The sequence below is a fragment of the Pantoea sp. Cy-640 genome (assembly GCF_011752635.1).
Taxonomy (GTDB): domain Bacteria; phylum Pseudomonadota; class Gammaproteobacteria; order Enterobacterales; family Enterobacteriaceae; genus Pantoea; species Pantoea dispersa.
Map to the genome: position 1 here is coordinate 780,028 of NZ_VWXB01000001.1, position 18,601 is coordinate 798,628.

Genomic DNA, 18,601 nt, shown 5'->3' on the forward strand with positions numbered 1-18,601 from the left:
ATAGCCCGCTAGCCCCTGATTAAACTCCGGGTATTGTGAACACCTCACCGTTAACCAGGCATGAAAATGTACAACGTGAATCATCTTTTCGTCAGCCGGGAAATGAATGTGAAAAAGCTGCTGGCTTACGGTTTCCGCAAGGACGGGCAGGATTACGGCTACCGCTGTGATGTGATGAATAAGCAGTTCACCCTGCAGGTAAACATCACCACCCAGGGTGACATTGCCGCCACCATTATCGATAAAGTCACAGGAGAAGATTACATTCTTCACCGTATTACTTCTGCCACCGGTGCCTTTGTGGGGCAGGTTCGTGAAGAACATGACGCTATCTTGCTGGATATCGCAGAAAAATGTTTCCCGCAAAAGCATTTCAAAACAGCGCAGGCCGATGCGATCGTTCAGCACCTGGAACAGCAGTATCAGACTGAGCTGGAATTCTTATGGCCGCGCTTTCCTGAAAACGCCATCTTTCGCCGCAAAGATAATCAAAAGTGGTTCGGCGCGCTGTTAACGATTCACAGCAGCAAGCTGGGCCGACCGGATGATAGCCTGATTGAAATCGTCAATATTAAAGTCTCGCCGCAGGCCATCGCTTCGCTGGTCGATGGCGAGGTTTATTTCCCGGCCTACCATATGAACAAAAAGCATTGGGTCACCCTGTGTCTGGATGGATCAGTCCCGACGGCCGAGGTTTTGTTGCGCATTGACAACAGTTTTAACCTGGCCGGCTAGCCATCGGCGCGGCACCGTATACCTCTTCGCGGCTGATTTCGCCGCCCCATCCCCTCAGCCGCAACGTCTCGCTCGTCAGTTCCACCACCGCAAAGGGCACGCGCGACGGGCCATCCAGCATCCCCTGCAGGGTTATAAACACGGTATCCGCGCGGCGATGATAGCCGCCTCGGTGATCGTGGCCGGCAAAACAGGCGCGCACGCCATAGCGGCAGAACAGCTCTGCCAGCTGCGCACCGTTGAGCAGACTGTGGCTGTAGCCCGGTGCCAGCGGATAATGGCCGAACACCACCACCTGCTGGCCGCAGGCGCGGGCCTCGATAAGCTGCGTTTCCAGCCATGCCAGCTGCGTCGCACCGACCGCGCCATTCCACGGCTGCGCCTGCGGTTGCTGGCGCGCCTGTAAATCAGCCAGCAGTGCGGCCGCGCGCTGGCGATCGTCGCCGTTGTGTTGATTGCAGTACAGGCTGATATCGTTGCCGTCGTAGACAATAAAGCGCCAGCCCGGCAGCTGAAAGGCATAGTAACTTTTTGGCAGCGGCAGCGCGTCATCGAGGTGATGCGCGATGGTCTGGGCGTCGTGATTCCCCAGCACCACGGCATGCGGATGGAGTAGCCGATCGTAGAGCGGCAGCAGCGTGGCATAGCTGGCCCAGTGGCGATCCACCAGATCGCCGAGCGTAACGACAAAATCCAGCGGCTGCTGATTGAGCGCGGTTATCGCCTGCGGCAGCTTATGCAGCGCATGACGATAGTAGAGATTCGCCGCCACATCCGCCTCAACGTCAGCATATTGCGGGTCGGCCAGCAGCCCGAAGCGCAGCGTGCCGTCGAGCGGTGCCGCGCGTAAATCCGGTAACTGATACAGCTCAGCGACATCACCCAGCCGCTGGCGTTGCGCTGCGGTTAGCGCATGGGCATATCCCATCTCTGGCTCTCCTTAGCGAATTCCGGCACGCATGAATGACTGAATAAACTGCCGCTGGAACAGCAAAAACAGCAGCAGCAGCGGCAAGGTGGTCATCAGTGTTGCTGCCCCAATCAGCGCCCACTGCACGCCCTGCTCCGGCGCAGAAAACAGCTGCAGCCCGACGGTTAACGGACGCACCTGAACCGAGTCGGTGATCACCAGCGGCCAGAGAAAATCGTTCCAGTGGAAGCTGATCGAGACCAGCGCGAACGCCACATAGATTGGCTTTGCCAGCGGAATGTAGATGTGGCGCAGAATGTAAAACCGGCTGGCCCCCTCAACGGTTGCCGCCTCTTCCAGCACCAGCGGAATGCTTTTGAATGTCTGCCGCAGCAGAAAGATGGCGAACGCCGAGGCAAAGTACGGCAGCGCAATGCCGGTCAGGGTATCGCGCAGCCCGAGCGCGCTGATGGTGCGGTAATTATTCAGAATCAGCACATCCGGGCTGATCATCAGCTGCAGCAGAATCAGCGCGAAGAGGAAACCGGAAAATCTCAGGCGGAACCGCACCAGTGCATAAGCGGCCAGCGTGGCCAGCACCAGCTGGACTACCACAATCATCAGCACCAGCAGCGTGGTATTGAGAAAGTAGCGGGCAAACGGTGCCGCGTGCCAGGCATTGATGAAGTTCTCCAGCGTCAGCGGCGCCAGCAGCGAAAAGTGCCCCTGTCCGGCGGCCGGATGAATGGCAATCCACAGCGCCACCAGCATCGGCAAGCTCCACAGCAGCGCGGCCAGCCAAATCAGCAGGTTGAGCGCAAAACCGCCCGGAGAGGATGCAGCTTTCATTGATAATGGGCTCGCTTGTCCAGCAGATGAAATTTGATCAACGCAATCGATCCGAGGATCACCAGCAGCACCACCGTCATGGCCGACGCGGCTGGCATGTCCCAGAAACTGAATGCGGTACGATAGATATAAAACAGCAGCAGGCTACTGCTGTTGTTCGGGCCGCCGTTGGTCATGGCAATCACCTGATCGACAATGCGGAAGGCGTTCATCGAGGCGTTGATCAGCACAAACAGCGTGGTTGGCAACAGCAGCGGCCACTGCACGCGGCGGAAAAAGTAACCGCGCGATGCGCCTTCAATGGCGGCGGCTTCGCTGAGGCGCGGATCGATCTGCTGCAGGGCGGCGAGATAAAAGATCATGAAAAAGCCCGCCTCGCGCCATACCGAAACCGCCATCAGGCAGTACAGCGTGGTATCCGGCTCGCCGAGCCAGTTGACCGCCGGTAGCGAAAACCATGCCAGCAGGCTATTCAGGATGCCAAGCTGCGGTGTATAGAAAAACAGCCACAGATTGGCGATGGCGATCATCGGCAGCAGCGACGGAATGAAGAAGGCCGCACGCACCAGTGCGTTGCCGCGCAGCCGACGATTGACCGCCAGCGCCATCAGCAGCGCCAGCGTTACCGCCAGCGGAATGGTGATCAGCGCATACAGCAGGTTATTCCACAGCGACTGCATAAAAATGTCGTCATCCAGCAGCGCGCGATAGTTATCCAGCCCGACAAAATGGGCCGGATGCGAAGCGCGCGCAGCGCTGAACAGGCTCTGCCACAGCGTGGCCAGTGCCGGGTAATGGGTAAACAGCAGCAGGAAGCTGAGCGCGGGCAGCAGCAGCAAATAGCCGCTGAGCTGCAATGACCACCCGCGCGGGCGCAGCGTGGCGGCGCTGCCAGAGAATGAGCTCATCACGCGGCCGTCACTGATAGTTTTTCAGCAGGCGGTCAGCCTGTTTCTGCGCATCGGCCAGCGCCTGGGCCGGGGTTTTGCTCTGCGTCACCGCTGCTTCAATGGCGTGATTGAGCGCGTCCTGAATCTGCACGCTGTTGTAGGTCGAGAGTTCCGGCTGAGCATATTTCAGCTGCTCACGCGCCACCAGTGCCTGAGGCACCTGCTGCACATAGGCTTTCATTGCCGCCGTGTCCCACGCTGCCGGCGAGGTGGCGACATAGCCGGTAGCGATACTCCAGCGCGCGGCCTGTTCCGGTGCGGTGACCCAGCGGATGAAGCGCATCGCCGCCGCCTGCTGCGCCGGTGAGGCGCTTTTGAACACGTACAGGTTGCCGCCACCGGTCGGGCTGCCGCGCTGGGTTTTCTCCGGCAGCATGGCGACGCCAAACGGGAAGGTCGCGTTGTCGTGCACGTTGGTCAGGTTGCCGGTGGTGGTGACCATCATGGCCGTTTTGCCGCTGATAAAATCCTGCGGCGTGGTGCCCCAGGCAATCGCACCCTTCGGCGACACTTCCTCTTTCTGGCCGAGATCGGTCAGCCACTGCAGGGTTTCCACGTTGCCCGGCGTGTTGAAATACACGGCGTTGCCCTTGCCGTTATCCAGTCGTCCGCCATTGGTGGCTGCCAGCCCCTGGAAATTCCAGTAGCCGTTCGGCGTGGAAGGGATTTCAATGCCCCACTGGCTGACGCCGCTGGCCTGTTTCAGCGTCAGTTTTTTGCTGAATGCCACCACCTGCTGCCAGGTGGCGGGCGGTGTATTCGGATCGAGACCGGCTTTCTCAAATGCCTGTTTGTTCCAGTACATCACCACGGTTGAGCGCTGAAAAGGCACGCCCCACACTTTGCCCGCAATGCGACGCAGAAAGGCCGGATAGAAGCTGTCGATCCACTGTTTGCCCTCTTCACCCGTGGCTAAATCGCTGGCGGCGACGATGGCACCGGCATCCATCAGCGACCAGGCTTCAATATCGCCCATCACCGCCAGTTGCGGTGCGTTACCGCCGCGAAACGCCGTCAGCGCTTTGGTCACGGTGGTGGCGTAATCGCCGGTGTAGACCGGCTGAATGCTGATCTCAGGGTACTGTTTTTCAAAATCCGCCACCAGGGCTTCCACGGTGTGGCTGACTTTACCGCCGACCGCAATCGGATAGTACATCTGTAACTTCACCGGCTCAGCAGCAAACACCGACGCGGAGGCACACAGCATAACGACACAAGCCAGAGGCGAGAAACGGATCGCAGACATGATTTTCCCTTGAATAAACGACAACGGTTAAACAGCGTATTTTTTCTCAGCGAGCAACATCGGGTGTTCTGCAGCGACACAGCGCTGGCCGCTGGTGGTGGAAAACAGGTATTGCCGGCTGGTGGACCACTGCAGGCCGACCAGGCTGTCATCCGTGAAGCGCTGCAGGCCGGGCACTTTGACGGTCAGTGATTCCGTGATGCCGGGCAACCGACAGACCAGCAGCGTATCCGCGCCCATGTATTCGTAGCTCACTACCCGCGCACTCAGCGCGGCCTGCTGCGGGGCGACCAGCTGGATATCCTCCGCGCGCAGGCCCAGGCTTAGCGCCGTTTCGCCGGCATAGCTCAGCAGCGGTGTGCTGAGATGGCTGAGGTAGTGATGCGCGCCTTTGCTGTGCAGTGGCAGGATATTCATTGGCGGTGCGCCAATAAACTGCGCGGCAAAACAGCTCGCCGGCTGGTTGTAGAGTTGGTCTGGCGTGCCGTGTTGCTCAATGCGGCCATCGTTGAGCAGAATGATGTGATCGGCCATGCTCATCGCTTCGGTCTGATCGTGGGTGACGTACAACATGGTCAGCCCGAGCTGCTTTTGCAGCGCGCGGATTTCGCGCCGCATGCTCTGGCGCAGTTTGGCATCCAGGTTGGATAACGGCTCATCCATCAGGCACAGCGTATTGTTGGCGATCACCGCCCTGCCCAGCGCCACGCGCTGCTGCTGGCCGCCGGAGAGCTGTGAAGGCAGGCGCGCCAGCAGCGGTTCCAGCTCAAGCAGTGCGCTGACCTGCGCCAGCCGGGCGGCAAACTGTTGCTTATCTTCTCCGCGCGCCTTCAGGCCAAACAGCAGGTTCTCCCGCACGCTCAGGTGAGGAAACAGCGCGTAAGACTGAAACACCATCGACAGCTTGCGCTGCGCCGGTGGCAGAGGCGTGACGTCGGTGTGATTGAAATAAATGCGGCCGCTGTCGGCCGTTTCCAGCCCGGCGAGGGTGCGCAACAGCGTCGATTTACCGCAGCCTGAAGGCCCCAGCAGTGCGACGAAACTGCCTTGCGCCACGTCGAAGCTGATATCCTGCAGCGCGATTTTATCGCCCCAGGTTTTGGTGATGTGTTGCAGCGAGAGATGGCTCATGCATCCGCAGTCCTGAAATCAGAATGGCGGTAAGCTAGCTGAGGCGGATGAAAGATTTATGGCGCTGACGTGACGGTTGGGTGATGGACGGCGACCTGGCGCAGCATCCCCCTCACCCGGCACGCCCGCAGGCCGCGCCGGGCAGGCGTTTATGCGTTACTGTGACATGCTCAGAATGGTGCGGATGTTCTGCGCCGTGGTGGCAATGATGTCGATAGCGCCGGTGCGCAGCGCGCCGAGGATCGCCATGGCTTTGGTGTTTTCAGCGGCAATGGCAATCACGCAGGGAATTTTACGCAGCTCGTCGATACTCAGGCCAATTACCCGGTCGTTCATCACCGTATCCACGTGCTGGCCCTGGGCATTAAAAAAATCATAGCCGGCCACATCACCGGTCACGCCCTGATTGACGCTGGCATCAATGATTTCGTGCGGTGTGAACCAGCCGAGCTTAACCATATAGCTGTTTTCGTTCATGTCACCAATGCCCACCAGTGCCACATCCGCTTTGCGCGCGCGGTCGAGCGTCTCTTTGATGGTGCCGTTTTGCATGAAGGCGTCGCGCAGCGCCCGGTTTTCGACGTAAGCCGGGGCGTACAGGGTTTCGCTGATGCCGCCAAACTTTTTGGCCAGCCGGCGGCTGATGTGGTCCGCGTTGATGGCATCCCCCGGACGATGGGTGCCGCCGATGCCGCTGATAAACAGGCAGTTGCGCGTCGGCACCTGACCGGGATAATCGGCGACGGCCGCCACGTTGCGTCCCTGGCCCACGGCGACAATGGCGTTGTCTTTCAGCGACTGCGCGAGATGCGCCGACACCAGCGCAGCCACCTGACGCCGCTGCTCGTCGCTGTCTGGCGAATCGAGGGCAATCAGCGCGCGCTGCAGATGGGGAAAGCGCGTTTGCAACTGCTGTTCCAGCCGCGTACTGAACACCGGATGGTAGCGCACATTGATCTCGACGATGCCCTCTTCACGCGCGCGTTTCAGCAGTCGCCCCACCTTGATACGGGAAATCCCAAACTTACGCGCAATCTCCTCCTGGGTGATTTCGTCCTGATAGTAGGCGACGGCAATTTCCGTCAGCAGCTCGGAGTCCTGAGAAAGCGTGTTTTTTTCCATCCGTTACCTGTCTTGTATCGTCGTGCGGAGTGCTCAGCAGGGAGTTATATCATTGATGCGACTCGCTTCGCCAGCCAGCAACGCCGCGAGTCGCCGCGGCTGTCACGCTTAACGCTGAATGGCGTCAATTTTCAGCATGCGGGCAATAACCTTATCCAGCTCTTGCTGATCGAAGATCTGTTTCCAGTCCGGTTTGATGATCTTCTCGCGGCCATACTCCATGGCGATCATGCAGGCGTCCGAGAACGGGTTGGTGGCGCGGAAAGCCACCGCCAGCGCAATCTGAATATGGCCGTACAGCATGGCCTTCGCTGCCTCTTCCGGGACGCCGCTGTGTTTCACCGTTTCATCCAGCGCCTCTTTCATGAAGGCACCGACCATGCAGGCGACGGTTTCGACCAGCGTCGGCTCCAGATACGCCAGTTGCGTCACCGTGACCCAGTGCACCTGATCAACCGGGCCGTACATCACGCTGATTACCTTACTCAGCTCTGCCTTCTGTTCAGCGCTGCCGCTTTCCCAGGCTGCCGCGACGTGCTGGACGGCAGCAACGCCACCAAACGCATCGGCGTGCTCCTCTTTGGTGTAGCGGGCCAGAAATACTGACGGATGGCACGGGTGCGCGACCGCATACTCGATGCCGTCACGCTGGGCGATCAGGTTGGCGTAGGCCGCGGCCGGATCGAGCGTCAGCAGCACCGCACCGCTTTGCATCTGTGGCACCACGCTTTGCGAGACTTTGCCCAGTACGATATCCGGCACGGCGAGGATCACCACGTCACTCAGCGGCACCACCGACGCGGCATCCGACAGCTCGCGTCCCTGTGCAGTCACCTGCTGCTGCGCCTGCGGTGAATTCTCGCAGTAAAACACCTGATAAGCGCTGTGCTGCAAATTAGCGGAAATACGCATGCCCATTTTGCCGCCTGCGCCGATCACGGTGATGGTTTTCAATGCCTTGCTCATGTTAACGACTCCTGATCTTGTTTACTGCGTAGGAATTCAACGGCGCGGCGGGTCCATTCGGCTTCCCGCGCGCAGGTCTGCGCGGCATCGTCCTGCCACGGCAACCAGTGTTCGATGATTTGGTTGATGTCGCGATCGACCGGCCGCACGCTGGCGATCAGCCGGTCATAATCCAGCTTCCCTTCGCCCATCGGACAGCCGGCCAGGGTAAAACCGACCCAGCCGGCACGGCGGGTAAAAGCGAAATCTTTGATGTGCAGATTGCCGACGCGCGCAGCGGTATTGGCGATCACCTGCTCCTGCAGTTCCAGTCCGGCGACGCAGTTGGCCGGATCGAGACAGACACACAGCCACGGCGAGAGAAAGCGGTTGATCACCGACATCATCGCCGCGCTGCTGACCTGCTCGTAGGTTTCCAGGCACAGCCGCACCTGCTGGCGGGCAAAATCCGGCAGCACGGCAGCAATCAGATTGGCCGCTTCATCCAGCGATGGCCGGTGATCGGCGGTGTTGAACATTGAGCGGACTACGCGCGCGTCGAGAATGGCGGCGATGTGCAGATAGCGGCGCAGGTGCGCGCTGCCGAGACCGCGCGTACCCAGCTCCAGCGTGATGCCAAGCGCATCCGCCTGCTGACGCAGCGCCAGCAGCTGTTCATCTGACCACTGCTCAATCGCCGGGTAGTCGCAGATCTGAAATACTGACACGTCGAGATCGGCGGTGTGCTGCAGCATCTGCGCCAGCGTGAGCGGCTGTGGCACCTGGGGCGACATGCGCCAGAAAAAAGCGTAGGTGCTGAGTCCGATGCGGCTCATGACGGCAGCTCCTCAGCCAGCTCACTGGCTTCCTGCACGATTTGCGCCAGCGCCTGCGGATCGTGGGCAAAGCGGCCGAGGAACAGGCCGTTGACGTCGCCGCCGAGGCGCTGAATCAGACCCGGCCCGGCGCTGCCGCCGTAAATCACCCGCAGCGTGATGCCGTCTGGCGTCGTCAGCTGCTGTAGCCCGCTGCACACCGCGCGGATGTAGCTGTCCGGCGCCGGTTGCGGGGCACCGATGGCCCACTGCGGTTCGTAAGCAAACAACACTTCTCCGTGCAGATTGTGCTGTACTGCCTGCGCCAGCGCCTCCTGCAGCTGCTGCTGGCACAGCGCAATCGCCTGCTCAGGCGTGCCCTGCTGCGGTTCACCGATGCACAGCACCGGGGTCAGGCGATAACGCAGCGCCATCGCCACTTTGGCGGCAATCTGCGTTTTATCTTCATGAAAATGGCGACGGCGTTCGGCGTGGCCGATCTCTGCCAGTGAGCACCCCAGCTCCTGCAGCATGCTGGCGCTGACCTCACCGGTCCAGGCGCCGTTTTCCGCCTGACACACGTCCTGCGCGCCGACGCGCACCGGCGTGCCGGCAAAAATCTCTGTTACCGCCGGGATGGCCGGATAAGCGGGCAGCACAAACAGCCCGACATCACCGCGCTGCACTGCCGGATGCTGCGCCAGCGTCACAACTTCGCGACACCACGCCAGCGTTTGCTGGTAGCCGAAATACATTTTCAGGCTGACGCCAAGCCAGATTTTAGGCTGAGCCATAATTACGCTCCCTGTTCAGATGCACTGTGTTCTTTTAACAGATTGCCAACGGTGTTGACGATCATCGCCAGTGAAACCGCACCGGCGTCCGGCGTGCCAACGCTTTTTTCTGCCAGCGGCCGCGCTCGCCCCACTTTCGGTACCAGCTGTGCGGTGGCCTGCGCGGCCTGCTCCGCCACCGCTGCCGCACGTAACCAGGCTTCAGTGAGTGATGCGCCCTGCGCGACCGCAGCGCTCAGCGTGTCGCTAAACGGAACCAGCACGTCAACCATGGTTTTATCACCGACGCGCGCTTTGCCGAAGTGCATAATGCCCTCTTTGGCATCCCGGACGCCGGCAGCGACGCGTGTTGCATCCGCTGCCGCGCTGTCGCCCAGCGCGGTGCCGAGCGCGGTCAGTGCCACGCCCCACAGGGCTCCGGACGTGCCGCCCGCTTTATCCGCCCAGACATCGGCGGCGCGACACAGCAGACTGCCAGCGCCGGCGCCACGCGCGGCCACCTCACGCGCCTTTTCCACTGCGCCGAGTATGCCGCGCTCCATGCCAATGCCGTGATCGCCGTCGCCCGCTACCGCATCAATGTCGCCCAGCTGGCCGGCATGACGCTGAATCATCACTGCCACCGCTTCCAGCAGCTCAAGAACGCGCCGGGCGCTGTGTTGTGATGCGGTGCTGGCCTGCGGTAACGTCTCTTCACGGATCTCTTCGCACTCGGCGGCGCTGAGCGGTTCGGCAATCAGGACGCTGCCTTTGCGGTAGGCTGGCGTATTGGCCGGCGCGCGCCACAGCGTTTCCAGTTCATCATCAAGCCACATCAGCGTCAGCGAGACGCCTGCCATGTTAAAACTGGTGACGAATTCGCCGACATCCGGCTCCACCACCTGCAACTGCGCCGCCGACAGCAGCTGGGCGATGCGGCGATACACCACAAACAGCTCTTCATACTTGACTGAACCGAGACCGTTGAGGATTACCGCCACGCGCTGTCCCGCCACCTGCGCCACATCCGCTGGCCGCTCACTCAGCAGCCGGTCGACAAAGATTTCTGCCAGCTCGTCGGCACGCGGCACCGCCGTTTCGCTGATGCCCGGCTCACCGTGGATGCCCAGCCCGAGCGCCATGCGCCCTTTCTCTACCTCAAACAGTGGATGCGCAGCGCCCGGCAGCGTGCAGCCGGAAAATGCCACGCCGAAGGTGCGGGTGCGATCGTTGGCGTGCTGCGCTTTTTTCAGCACCGTAGCCAGATCGTCACCCGCTTCTGCCGCGGCCGCCGCCACTTTAAACACACACAGATCGCCGGCGACGCCGCGTCGCTTCAGACGCTCATCGTGGCTGGCGCTGGACACATCATCCGTTACCGCCAGCACCTCACAGGCAATACCCTCAGCGCGCAGCCGCTCGCACGCCTGACCAAAATGCAGCACGTCACCGGCATAGTTTCCAAACAGCAACAGCACACCCGCGCCGTTATGCGCCGCGCGCGCGACGTTATAGATTTGCTGCGCTGACGGCGAAGCGAACAGATTGCCCATTGCCGCCCCGTGCGCCAGGCCCTGGCCGACCAATCCGGCAAAGGCGGGATAGTGACCGGAACCGCCACCGACAATCACCGCCACGGTATCCGGCTGGCTGCGCGTGCTGCGCACCACACCACCGCTCACCTGGCGTACTTTATCGGCGTTGGCGGCCACAAAGCCTTCGATCAGTTCCGCGGCAAACGCGGATGGCTGGTTAAACAGGTACGTCATGTTATTGCTCCTGTACAAATGAGGCTGGCAGAGGCTGCGCGCGACGGCGATTGAGGAACAGCATCAATACAGCGGAGAGCAGCATAAAACCGCCGACCACGAACATCGGTAACACATAACTGTGAGTGGCATCATGCAGTGCGCCGGTGATGTAACCGGCGGAGAAACCCGCCACGTTGCCCAGGGTGTTAATCAGCGCAATCGCCGCCGCGGCCGATGCGCCGGTCAGGAACTGCGTTGGCAGCGTCCAGAAATTGGGCAATGCGGCGAAGATGGCGCTGGCCGTTACGGCGATCACCAGGATGGTGGTAAACGGTGAATCCATGTAGAGCGCCAGCGGTACGCTGACGCCGCCCGCGACCGCAGGAATCGCGATGTGCCAGGTTTTACAGCCGCGCCGCGCGGCATCCCGCGACCAGAAAAACATCACGACGGCGGCGATCAGGTACGGCACGCCGGTGATCAGCCCTTTCTGCATCACGTTGAAGGTGGTGCCAAACTGCTGCTGGAAGCCGGCGATAATGGTCGGCAGGAAGAACGCCAGCGCGTACAGGCCGTAAATAAAGCCGAAGTAGATCAGGCACAGCATCCACACGCGGCTGTTGCCCATCACCGAACGCACGCTGTGCGGATGCTGGCCCTGCTTGTGCTGATGTTCCGCTTCCAGCTCGGCTATCAGCCAGTTTTTCTCGTCGTCATTCAGCCACTTCGCCTGACGCGGCGAGTCCACCAGCCAGAATAGCGCCACAATCCCGATGAGGATTGCCGGCAGCGACACGCCCATAAACATTACGCGCCAGCCCTCCAGGCCGAACAGGCCGTGCTGCTCAATCAGCGAGGCAGCCAGCGGTGCGCCAAATACCACCGTCAGCGGTTGTGCCAGGTAGAACAACGAGAGAATTTTGCTGCGGTGGCGCGCCGGCACCCACAGGCTGAGATAAAGGATGGCGCCCGGGAAGAAACCAGCCTCGGCAATCCCCAGCAGCAGGCGCAGCGTATACAGCCCTTCGACACTGCTGACCCAGGTAAACAGTAGCGAGACGATGCCCCAGCTGATCATGATGCGCGCCAGCCAGCGCCGCGCGCCGAACTTATGCAGCGCCAGGTTGCTGGGCACTTCCAGCAGGATGTAACCAATAAAGAAGATGCCGGAGGCGAGACCAAACTGCAGCGCACTGAGGCCGAGGTCCTGCGTCATGCCGTTTGGCCCGGCAAAGGAAATGGCGGTGCGATCGAGGAAGTTGATAAAGAACATCAGCGCCACAAACGGTACCAGGCGCCAGGAGATTTTGCGGATTGCGGTCTGCTCAACCGCGCTGACAGCAGACTGATTCATAACGCACCTCCGAAACGTGCGCAGTGAGACGGTGTTGGCCAGGCGCAAAACCGGCGCTGGCGACAGACAAAATGCGAGGTAAGAAGCAAATGACACATGTTCGAGTCCTCAATGGGTCTTCTTGTACATGGATAGGGTCATGCGAATAAATGAACACTACATGGATATTTGCTCATTCCTCAAGTGCAGTTGGCGAAAGTGTGACAGTGCGCATGAGATTTGATTTCAGCGACATTTTCAGGATTTTTCGCAGCAGAGCGGCGCTGCGCGATCGTTACATCAGGGGGTGCGCGAGATTTTGCGTGGCCGATCGCTAAATCATATGAGCATGTATTGAACATATGTTTGATTTTGTGGCAGGCTATCAGTGAACATCTAATCACCTGACGAACATATGTGCAGGTGTCAGACCCTGTATCACTGGAGAGACGTGATGAAAACTATCGCTATTGGTGCCGATGATGCGGCTATCGATTTGAAAAACATCATTAAAAAGCTGCTGGAAGAGCAGGATTATCAGGTAACTGATTACAGTAACGACGCGCAAAATGACCGCCCGATGTATCCGGACGTGGCGTTTGCGCTCGCTACGGCGGTGCAGCAAAAGCAGTTTGAGCGCGGCATTTTGCTGTGTGGCACCGGCATTGGCGTCGCGATTGTTGCCAATAAAGTGGAAGGCGTGCGCGCCGCGCAGTGTCATGACACCTTCTCCGCCGAGCGCGCGCGCAAAAGTAATAATGCCCAGATCATGACCATGGGCTCACGCGTAATTGGGCCGGAGCTGGCGAAAAACATCGTTAACGCCTGGCTGGCATCCGAGTTTGAAGGTGGCGGTTCGACCGCCAAAGTGGAGAAGATCGGTTACTACGAACAGGTGTCACACGCGAAATAAGAGGTTATCGGGCGCTGAGTTGCAGAGCCGGCAGCGCCTGAGTGCGTGACATCGCCAGCGGCACGCTGACACGACTGGCCACTTTGGTGCGTGCCAGCCGTGTCATAGCCGGTGTTTTAACTGCCGCTTAGCGTACCGCTGAGCACTGCAGGCGCATCCTGCTGCACCAGAAAGGCGACCAGCAGGGCGTCGCGTTCACCGTGGATAGCCGGCAAGGCAGCGCTATCGCTCACCGCATCGCCCTTTTGCAGTCGCACATCCCCGGTGCGTGCAATGCCCTCCAGCACCGTGACCCAGCTGGCATAACCCGGCAAATGCGGCACCTCGATCTGTGCGCCACGATCCAGCCTGACGTCATAGATGTAAACGGCCTGACGCAGCGTCAAAGGTGCCGCGCTGTGCTGCGGACCGGCCAGCATCGTCCACTGGTTAAGCGCCGTCCCTTCTGCCCGGTATACGCTCTGTACCTGCCCTTCACCGCCGCCGGATGCCGGGCGGATGTATGCCTGCAGCATTTCGCTTTCAATCAGCGGTGCTGACTCTTCATGACGTACCCCACTGCCCGCGTTCACCAGCAGTGCGCGTTTGCCGTTGAGGGCGAGGGTCTCTCCCTCCTCGCGCCGGTACTGCACCGAGCCGCGCCAGACATAGCTGAAAATCTCATCATCCTGATGGCGGCGCATCGGTACTACCGCGCCGGGCTTCAGCGTCATCTGGTCGACAATCGCCAGCGTGCCCAGTGGTTCTCCCGGCCGCTGCCGGCGAATGGTAAAGGGACCGTATTCAAACAGCTGGTCGCGCTGCGCTTTAATCACGTTCATCAGTGGCTTCCTTAAAAGTCAGGTTCTGATGACCATCATAAAGGCTGCAAAATTGCGTAACAGTAGGGCTTTTTGTTGGCTTAAATCAGTGGTTTTGAATGACCTTCGTCCGCGCCTTTAGCCTGCTGCAGTACGAAGCTGAGCGCCAGGTGCGGGCTGGTGAGTGGCCGCTGTGGCGCAGGAAAACGCGACGCGGCCCCGGCCATTGACACCTGCGCTAACGCCACCTGAACCGCGCCCTGCTGCTGTCCCTGAGCGACGGCATCGGCGATCAGCGTGTAATAGTCGTCCAGCCGGCCAGCTTTGAATGCGGCCCAGGCATCAGGGATAAGCCTGACTTGCGGACGCTGGTCGGGTGCCAGACGCTCCGGGCAAAACAGCTGGCATGTGCTGTGCAGCGTAGACTCCGCGGCACACAGCACCAGCGCGGGTGCGCCACGGCGATGCACTTCGTCCGCCAGCATACGGTCAGTGCGATAAACCGCACAGTGCTGTTGTGCATCGCGCAGGCTGTCTGCGGCGGCACCTAAGGTAGAGCAGGTAATCAGTATCGCGTCGAACCACGGCGTCAGGCTGAGTAACAGCTGCTCCAGACGCTGCTGCTGGGCCGGCGTCATGCCACCGCTGAGCTCTGCTTCTGCCAGCAGATGTGGCATCACCAGATGGCTGATTTGCTGAGGCGGAATGCCGAGCGACTGTGCGGCGTCATCAAAAATAGCAATATTACTGGCGGCGGTATGCAGGCAGGCAATGGTCACAACGATTCCTTATCGCTTCAGGTTTAGTACGTTGCACTATAGCCGCAATCGGTGACGGAATGCAGCTTTACCGCTGCCTGGCAGGTTTCGCCGGATGCGGTGCGAGGCCGTTTCAACGCCTCACACCGTGCAACCTTCCTTCAGCCGGTCAGCGCGAAGTGCGATCTCAGAACCACACTTCTGCCTGTACGCCAAAGTTCCAGCTACCGCCAGCGGTAAAGCCCGCGCTGCCGAAATCATCGTTCAGCGCATAGTTGTCCAGCGCTTTAGACCAGTTCATCCAGGTCGCGAACAGGCGAATCTCCGGCCGCACCAGCATGTCGTTGATGTTGCCGACTTTAAATGTTGGCGCAAAGGTCAGCTTATACACGTCGCCCTTCACCGCGTTGTACGTCGCGATGCTGCCGCCATCCTGATAGCTGCGGCCAATGGGTTTGAGGTCCATATACAGCCACGACGCTTCATATTGCAGCGCAAAGTTTTCCGTAATCGCCTGGGAGGCGCGCAGGTTGATGGTTGCCCAGTCATAGCGATCGCCTTTGCGGTAGCGATCTTCACTGTGCTGCGCCAGCAGCGACGGGGCGACTGACCAGCGATCGCTGAGTGGCATCACGCCAAAGGTGGCCAGTCGCAGCGCGCTGGCGTTGCGCGTTAAGTCGCCGTCGCCACCGATCTGCCGGGTTTCTGCGCCCAGCCCTTTCCCCCACTGAATGGCGTGAGTGCTGCTGCCCGGTGCCAGTCCGTAGAAGCGGTTTTTATCGTGCCAGGCCAGCATGGTAAACACGCCGTGCTTTGCCGTATCGTCACTGCGCAGCGCATAGCTGCCGGTGGTCGATGCGCGCCCTTTCAGCTCGTCGTTGCCGTTTGCGCTCATGCCGGTCAGCATCCACTGCCAGTTACCGTAAAACTGGTTCGAGGTCAGCAGCAGGTTTTGCACGTTGTTATCGTCGTAGCGGCTGCTGCCCAGGTCGCCAAAACTGCGGCCATAAATGGAGAAATCGCTGCGCCATTGCTCGTTCCATTGCAGGTTGCTGATGCCGCCGCCGGTGCCGCCAAGAAAGACGATATCGGTATCAGTGAAGTGCAGATCAAAATTGTCGCCGTCAAAGCGTTTACCTGCCCACAGCGAGGCATGTTGCGCGGCGCCCCCAAAGCTGGGCAGATCCCCCATTTCGACATACACCTGGCGGATATTCAGATTATTGTCGTTATTCTGCACCCACGGGTCCGGACTGGATGAGCCATCTGCCAGCAGCGCTTTGAAATTGGCCCACGAACCATTACTGAACCGGGTTTGATTATGAAAGCCCAGCTCGATGTAGTGATCTTTTTCATTCCCTAACCGGCCAATATGCGCATCGCCGCCGATCGAACTGGCAGGCGAAATAGCAGGTCCGGCACGTCCACCGCGCCCTTTATCATTAATCAGCAGGCCGGAACGGGCGTAGCCGGAAAAGCGGAACGTGTTGGTTGTTCCGGCACTCGCCTCCTTTTGCTGCTGCTCATCGCGCGCGATTTTCTCTTCCAGCTGGGCCAGACGCTGCTCCAGCGTTAATGACTGTGCCGCTGCACTGCCACCCACCATCATCCCCGCGATAGCCAGCGCCAGGCGCGCGGTTTTAGCCTTATGCATCACCATATTTATCTCTCTTATTATGTCCATTCATTAATTACAACGGGATTGCCTTTGACGCAGCGAGAGCATAAATAAGCGGGTTGCGGTTCTTTTTGATCAATATCATTAAATTAAAAAGTGATATTTTACATGAAGTTATAAAATGATTGATTAATTCAAGGTCTGTTTTTACTTAAATGGAAAAATCCTTTGCGACCTGTCTTAAAAGACGGGTGAATTAATTTTTCTTTTCCGATCCCATTCGCAGAATGGCGCTTTTTCCGGCACGGAAAATCTGCTTAGCCAGCAGCAGAAATAAAAACAAATTTGCGAGCTGTACCGCATCGCTTAATGCGGCAACCAGATGAGACGGCGCAATTATTCGGGCAAGCCTGCGCCTCGCTGCTACGCTTAGTGGTTGGATTATCCTTACAAAAGCTGGAGATATTATGAGCAATGACGATCGCAAGCCGACCACCACGGATGCTGGCATTCCGGTAGCCAGCGACGAACATTCTTTGTCCGTCGGTCCTGACGGCCCGCTGATGCTGCACGATCACTACCTGATTGAGCAGATGGCTAACTTCAACCGCGAACGTATTCCAGAGCGTCAGCCGCACGCCAAAGGCAGCGGTGCATTTGGCTATTTTCAGGTGACAGAAGATGTCAGCCGCTACACCAAAGCGGCGGTATTTCAGCCCGGCACCAAAACCGATGTGGTGATGCGCTTCTCCACCGTGGCCGGCGAGCGTGGCAGCCCGGACACCTGGCGCGATCCGCGCGGCTTCGCGATCAAGTTTTACACCAGCGAAGGCAACTACGACATGGTGGGCAATAACACGCCGGTGTTCTTTATCCGTGACCCGATGAAGTTCCAGCACTTTATCCGCTCGCAGAAGCGCCGTGCCGACAACAATCTGCGTGATAACGATATGCAGTGGGATTTCTGGACGCTGTCGCCAGAGTCGGCGCACCAGGTGACCTGGCTGATGGGCGATCGCGGCATTCCGAAAAGCTGGCGCCACATGAACGGTTACTCAAGCCACACCTATATGTGGGTTAACGCCGCCGGAGAGAAATTCTGGGTTAAATACCACTTCAAAACCGATCAGGGTGTGGAGTTCCTGACGCAGGATAATGCCGATCTGCTGGCCGGCCAGGACGGCGATTACCATACGCGCGATCTGTTTACCGCCATCAAAAATGGTGATTTCCCCAGCTGGACACTGTACATGCAGATCATGCCGTTCGCCGAGGCGGAAACCTACCGCTTCAACCCGTTTGATCTGACTAAAGTCTGGCCACACAGCGATTATCCGCTGATTAAAGTCGGTAAACTGATGCTCAACCGCAATCCGACCGACAACCACGCGCAGATTGAACAGGCGGCGTTTGAACCAAACAACCTGGTGCCCGGCATCGGGCTGAGCCCGGATAAGATGCTGATTGGCCGGGTGTTTGCCTATGCCGATGCCCACCGCGCCCGTCTTGGCGTTAACTACAAGCAGATTCCGGTCAACGCCCCGCAGGCACCGGTGCACAGCTACAGCAAGGATGGCGCGATGCGCATCAATCCGGTCAGCGATCCGGTCTACGCGCCGAATTCGAAAGGCGGTCCGGCGGCGGACGGCGAGCGCTACCCGACGGATTCCACCTGGGAAGCGCACGGCAACATGGTGCGCGCGCCCTACACGCTGCGTCAGGATGATGATGACTTTGGCCAGGCCAATACGCTGGTCAATAAAGTGCTGGATGAGGCGGCACGTGACCGTCTGGTGAATAACGTCAGCGGTCATCTGCTCAACGGCGTGGAGGAGCCAGTGCTGTCGCGCGCGTTTGAGTACTGGCGCAACATCGACCAGACGATTGGCGATCGCATTGCCCAGCGGGTGCAAACCGAGCGCGCCAAGCGTTAATGAGCTGATTTATAAATA

The 18,601-nt window shown here is 59.4% G+C and carries 17 protein-coding genes; 3 read left to right on the forward strand and 14 right to left on the reverse strand.

The genetic code is table 11. The features are described 5' to 3' along the window. Positions 1-102 precede the first annotated feature (102 nt). A complete protein-coding gene (locus F3J36_RS03925) occupies positions 103-735 on the forward strand; it encodes an MmcQ/YjbR family DNA-binding protein (protein WP_247653131.1) in 633 nt (210 codons plus the stop codon). Here F3J36_RS03925 and F3J36_RS03930 read toward each other — a convergent pair. The 11 genes from F3J36_RS03930 to F3J36_RS03980 form a co-directional block, all read right to left on the reverse strand. After that, positions 719-1,663 carry a metallophosphoesterase gene (locus F3J36_RS03930; RefSeq protein WP_166718972.1) on the reverse strand — a complete coding sequence of 315 codons (945 nt, stop codon included), beginning with the start codon at positions 1,661-1,663 and terminating at the stop codon, positions 719-721. The two genes, F3J36_RS03925 and F3J36_RS03930, sit on opposite strands and share 17 nt — an antisense overlap. A gap of 12 nt (positions 1,664-1,675) precedes the next feature. Continuing rightward, entirely contained in the window at positions 1,676-2,494 is an 819-nt protein-coding gene (locus tag F3J36_RS03935; RefSeq protein WP_166718973.1) for a carbohydrate ABC transporter permease, read from the reverse strand. After that, positions 2,491-3,402 carry a carbohydrate ABC transporter permease gene (locus F3J36_RS03940; RefSeq protein WP_021506010.1) on the reverse strand — a complete coding sequence of 304 codons (912 nt, stop codon included), beginning with the start codon at positions 3,400-3,402 and terminating at the stop codon, positions 2,491-2,493. The genes F3J36_RS03935 and F3J36_RS03940 overlap by 4 nt, the downstream gene beginning before the upstream one ends. 10 nt (positions 3,403-3,412) lie before the next feature. After that, positions 3,413-4,690, reverse strand: coding sequence for an ABC transporter substrate-binding protein (locus F3J36_RS03945; RefSeq protein WP_166718974.1), 1,278 nt, complete (start codon positions 4,688-4,690; stop codon positions 3,413-3,415). 27 nt (positions 4,691-4,717) lie between these two features. Next, positions 4,718-5,821, reverse strand: coding sequence for an ABC transporter ATP-binding protein (locus tag F3J36_RS03950; protein WP_058758581.1), 1,104 nt, complete (start codon positions 5,819-5,821; stop codon positions 4,718-4,720). Between the two features lie 156 nt (positions 5,822-5,977). Beyond that, the gene (locus F3J36_RS03955) at positions 5,978-6,943 is read right to left on the reverse strand and encodes a sugar-binding transcriptional regulator (RefSeq protein ID WP_021506007.1); all 966 of its coding nucleotides are present in this window, start codon (positions 6,941-6,943) and stop codon (positions 5,978-5,980) included. A 108-nt stretch (positions 6,944-7,051) separates the two neighbouring features. Continuing rightward, positions 7,052-7,909, reverse strand: a complete 858-nt coding sequence (locus tag F3J36_RS03960) for a phosphogluconate dehydrogenase C-terminal domain-containing protein (protein WP_088518233.1) — start codon at positions 7,907-7,909, stop codon at positions 7,052-7,054. Next, a complete protein-coding gene (locus tag F3J36_RS03965; protein WP_058758582.1) occupies positions 7,906-8,724 on the reverse strand; it encodes a sugar phosphate isomerase/epimerase in 819 nt (272 codons plus the stop codon). Before F3J36_RS03965 ends, F3J36_RS03960 begins: the two co-directional genes overlap by 4 nt. After that, complete coding sequence (locus F3J36_RS03970) at positions 8,721-9,497, reverse strand: triose-phosphate isomerase family protein (RefSeq protein ID WP_166718975.1); 777 nt, start codon at positions 9,495-9,497, stop codon at positions 8,721-8,723. The genes F3J36_RS03965 and F3J36_RS03970 overlap by 4 nt, the downstream gene beginning before the upstream one ends. 2 nt (positions 9,498-9,499) lie before the next feature. After that, positions 9,500-11,245, reverse strand: coding sequence for a dihydroxyacetone kinase family protein (locus F3J36_RS03975; RefSeq protein ID WP_088518231.1), 1,746 nt, complete (start codon positions 11,243-11,245; stop codon positions 9,500-9,502). A 1-nt stretch (position 11,246) separates the two neighbouring features. After that, positions 11,247-12,581, reverse strand: a complete 1,335-nt coding sequence (locus tag F3J36_RS03980) for an MFS transporter (RefSeq protein WP_058769829.1) — start codon at positions 12,579-12,581, stop codon at positions 11,247-11,249. 433 nt (positions 12,582-13,014) lie between these two features. Here F3J36_RS03980 and F3J36_RS03985 point away from each other — a divergent pair, with 433 nt between their 5' ends. After that, a complete protein-coding gene (locus tag F3J36_RS03985) occupies positions 13,015-13,473 on the forward strand; it encodes an RpiB/LacA/LacB family sugar-phosphate isomerase (RefSeq protein WP_021506001.1) in 459 nt (152 codons plus the stop codon). A gap of 116 nt (positions 13,474-13,589) precedes the next feature. Here the strand turns inward: F3J36_RS03985 and F3J36_RS03990 are convergent, their stop codons facing one another. The 3 genes from F3J36_RS03990 to F3J36_RS04000 form a co-directional block, all read right to left on the reverse strand. Continuing rightward, on the reverse strand, positions 13,590-14,294 hold the full coding sequence (locus F3J36_RS03990) for a pirin family protein (RefSeq protein WP_125308632.1): 705 nt from the start codon (positions 14,292-14,294) through the stop codon (positions 13,590-13,592). Between the two features lie 80 nt (positions 14,295-14,374). After that, on the reverse strand, positions 14,375-15,052 hold the full coding sequence (locus tag F3J36_RS03995; RefSeq protein ID WP_088518228.1) for a glutamate racemase: 678 nt from the start codon (positions 15,050-15,052) through the stop codon (positions 14,375-14,377). Positions 15,053-15,218: 166 nt separating this feature from the next. After that, positions 15,219-16,640, reverse strand: coding sequence for a carbohydrate porin (locus F3J36_RS04000; protein WP_371741993.1), 1,422 nt, complete (start codon positions 16,638-16,640; stop codon positions 15,219-15,221). Between the two features lie 476 nt (positions 16,641-17,116). Between F3J36_RS04000 and F3J36_RS04005 the strand changes: the two genes are divergently transcribed. Further along, complete coding sequence (locus tag F3J36_RS04005) at positions 17,117-18,583, forward strand: catalase (protein WP_021505996.1); 1,467 nt, start codon at positions 17,117-17,119, stop codon at positions 18,581-18,583. The last annotated feature ends 18 nt before the right edge of the window (positions 18,584-18,601 follow it).

Bases quoted from the DNA above. Each gene is read 5' to 3' on its own strand.
- F3J36_RS03965 (WP_058758582.1), bottom strand. From the start codon at position 8,724: ATGAGCCGCATCGGACTCAGCACCTACGCTTTTTTCTGGCGCATGTCG.
- F3J36_RS03980 (WP_058769829.1), bottom strand. From the start codon at position 12,581: ATGAATCAGTCTGCTGTCAGCGCGGTTGAGCAGACCGCAATCCGCAAA.
- F3J36_RS03945 (WP_166718974.1), bottom strand. From the start codon at position 4,690: ATGTCTGCGATCCGTTTCTCGCCTCTGGCTTGTGTCGTTATGCTGTGT.
- F3J36_RS03985 (WP_021506001.1), top strand. From the start codon at position 13,015: ATGAAAACTATCGCTATTGGTGCCGATGATGCGGCTATCGATTTGAAA.
- F3J36_RS03955 (WP_021506007.1), bottom strand. From the start codon at position 6,943: ATGGAAAAAAACACGCTTTCTCAGGACTCCGAGCTGCTGACGGAAATT.
- F3J36_RS03925 (WP_247653131.1), top strand. From the start codon at position 103: ATGAATGTGAAAAAGCTGCTGGCTTACGGTTTCCGCAAGGACGGGCAG.
- F3J36_RS03935 (WP_166718973.1), bottom strand. From the start codon at position 2,494: ATGAAAGCTGCATCCTCTCCGGGCGGTTTTGCGCTCAACCTGCTGATT.
- F3J36_RS03970 (WP_166718975.1), bottom strand. From the start codon at position 9,497: ATGGCTCAGCCTAAAATCTGGCTTGGCGTCAGCCTGAAAATGTATTTC.
- F3J36_RS04000 (WP_371741993.1), bottom strand. From the start codon at position 16,640: ATGATGGTGGGTGGCAGTGCAGCGGCACAGTCATTAACGCTGGAGCAG.
- F3J36_RS03940 (WP_021506010.1), bottom strand. From the start codon at position 3,402: ATGAGCTCATTCTCTGGCAGCGCCGCCACGCTGCGCCCGCGCGGGTGG.
- F3J36_RS03950 (WP_058758581.1), bottom strand. From the start codon at position 5,821: ATGAGCCATCTCTCGCTGCAACACATCACCAAAACCTGGGGCGATAAA.
- F3J36_RS03960 (WP_088518233.1), bottom strand. From the start codon at position 7,909: ATGAGCAAGGCATTGAAAACCATCACCGTGATCGGCGCAGGCGGCAAA.
- F3J36_RS03975 (WP_088518231.1), bottom strand. From the start codon at position 11,245: ATGACGTACCTGTTTAACCAGCCATCCGCGTTTGCCGCGGAACTGATC.
- F3J36_RS03930 (WP_166718972.1), bottom strand. From the start codon at position 1,663: ATGGGATATGCCCATGCGCTAACCGCAGCGCAACGCCAGCGGCTGGGT.
- F3J36_RS03990 (WP_125308632.1), bottom strand. From the start codon at position 14,294: ATGAACGTGATTAAAGCGCAGCGCGACCAGCTGTTTGAATACGGTCCC.
- F3J36_RS04005 (WP_021505996.1), top strand. From the start codon at position 17,117: ATGAGCAATGACGATCGCAAGCCGACCACCACGGATGCTGGCATTCCG.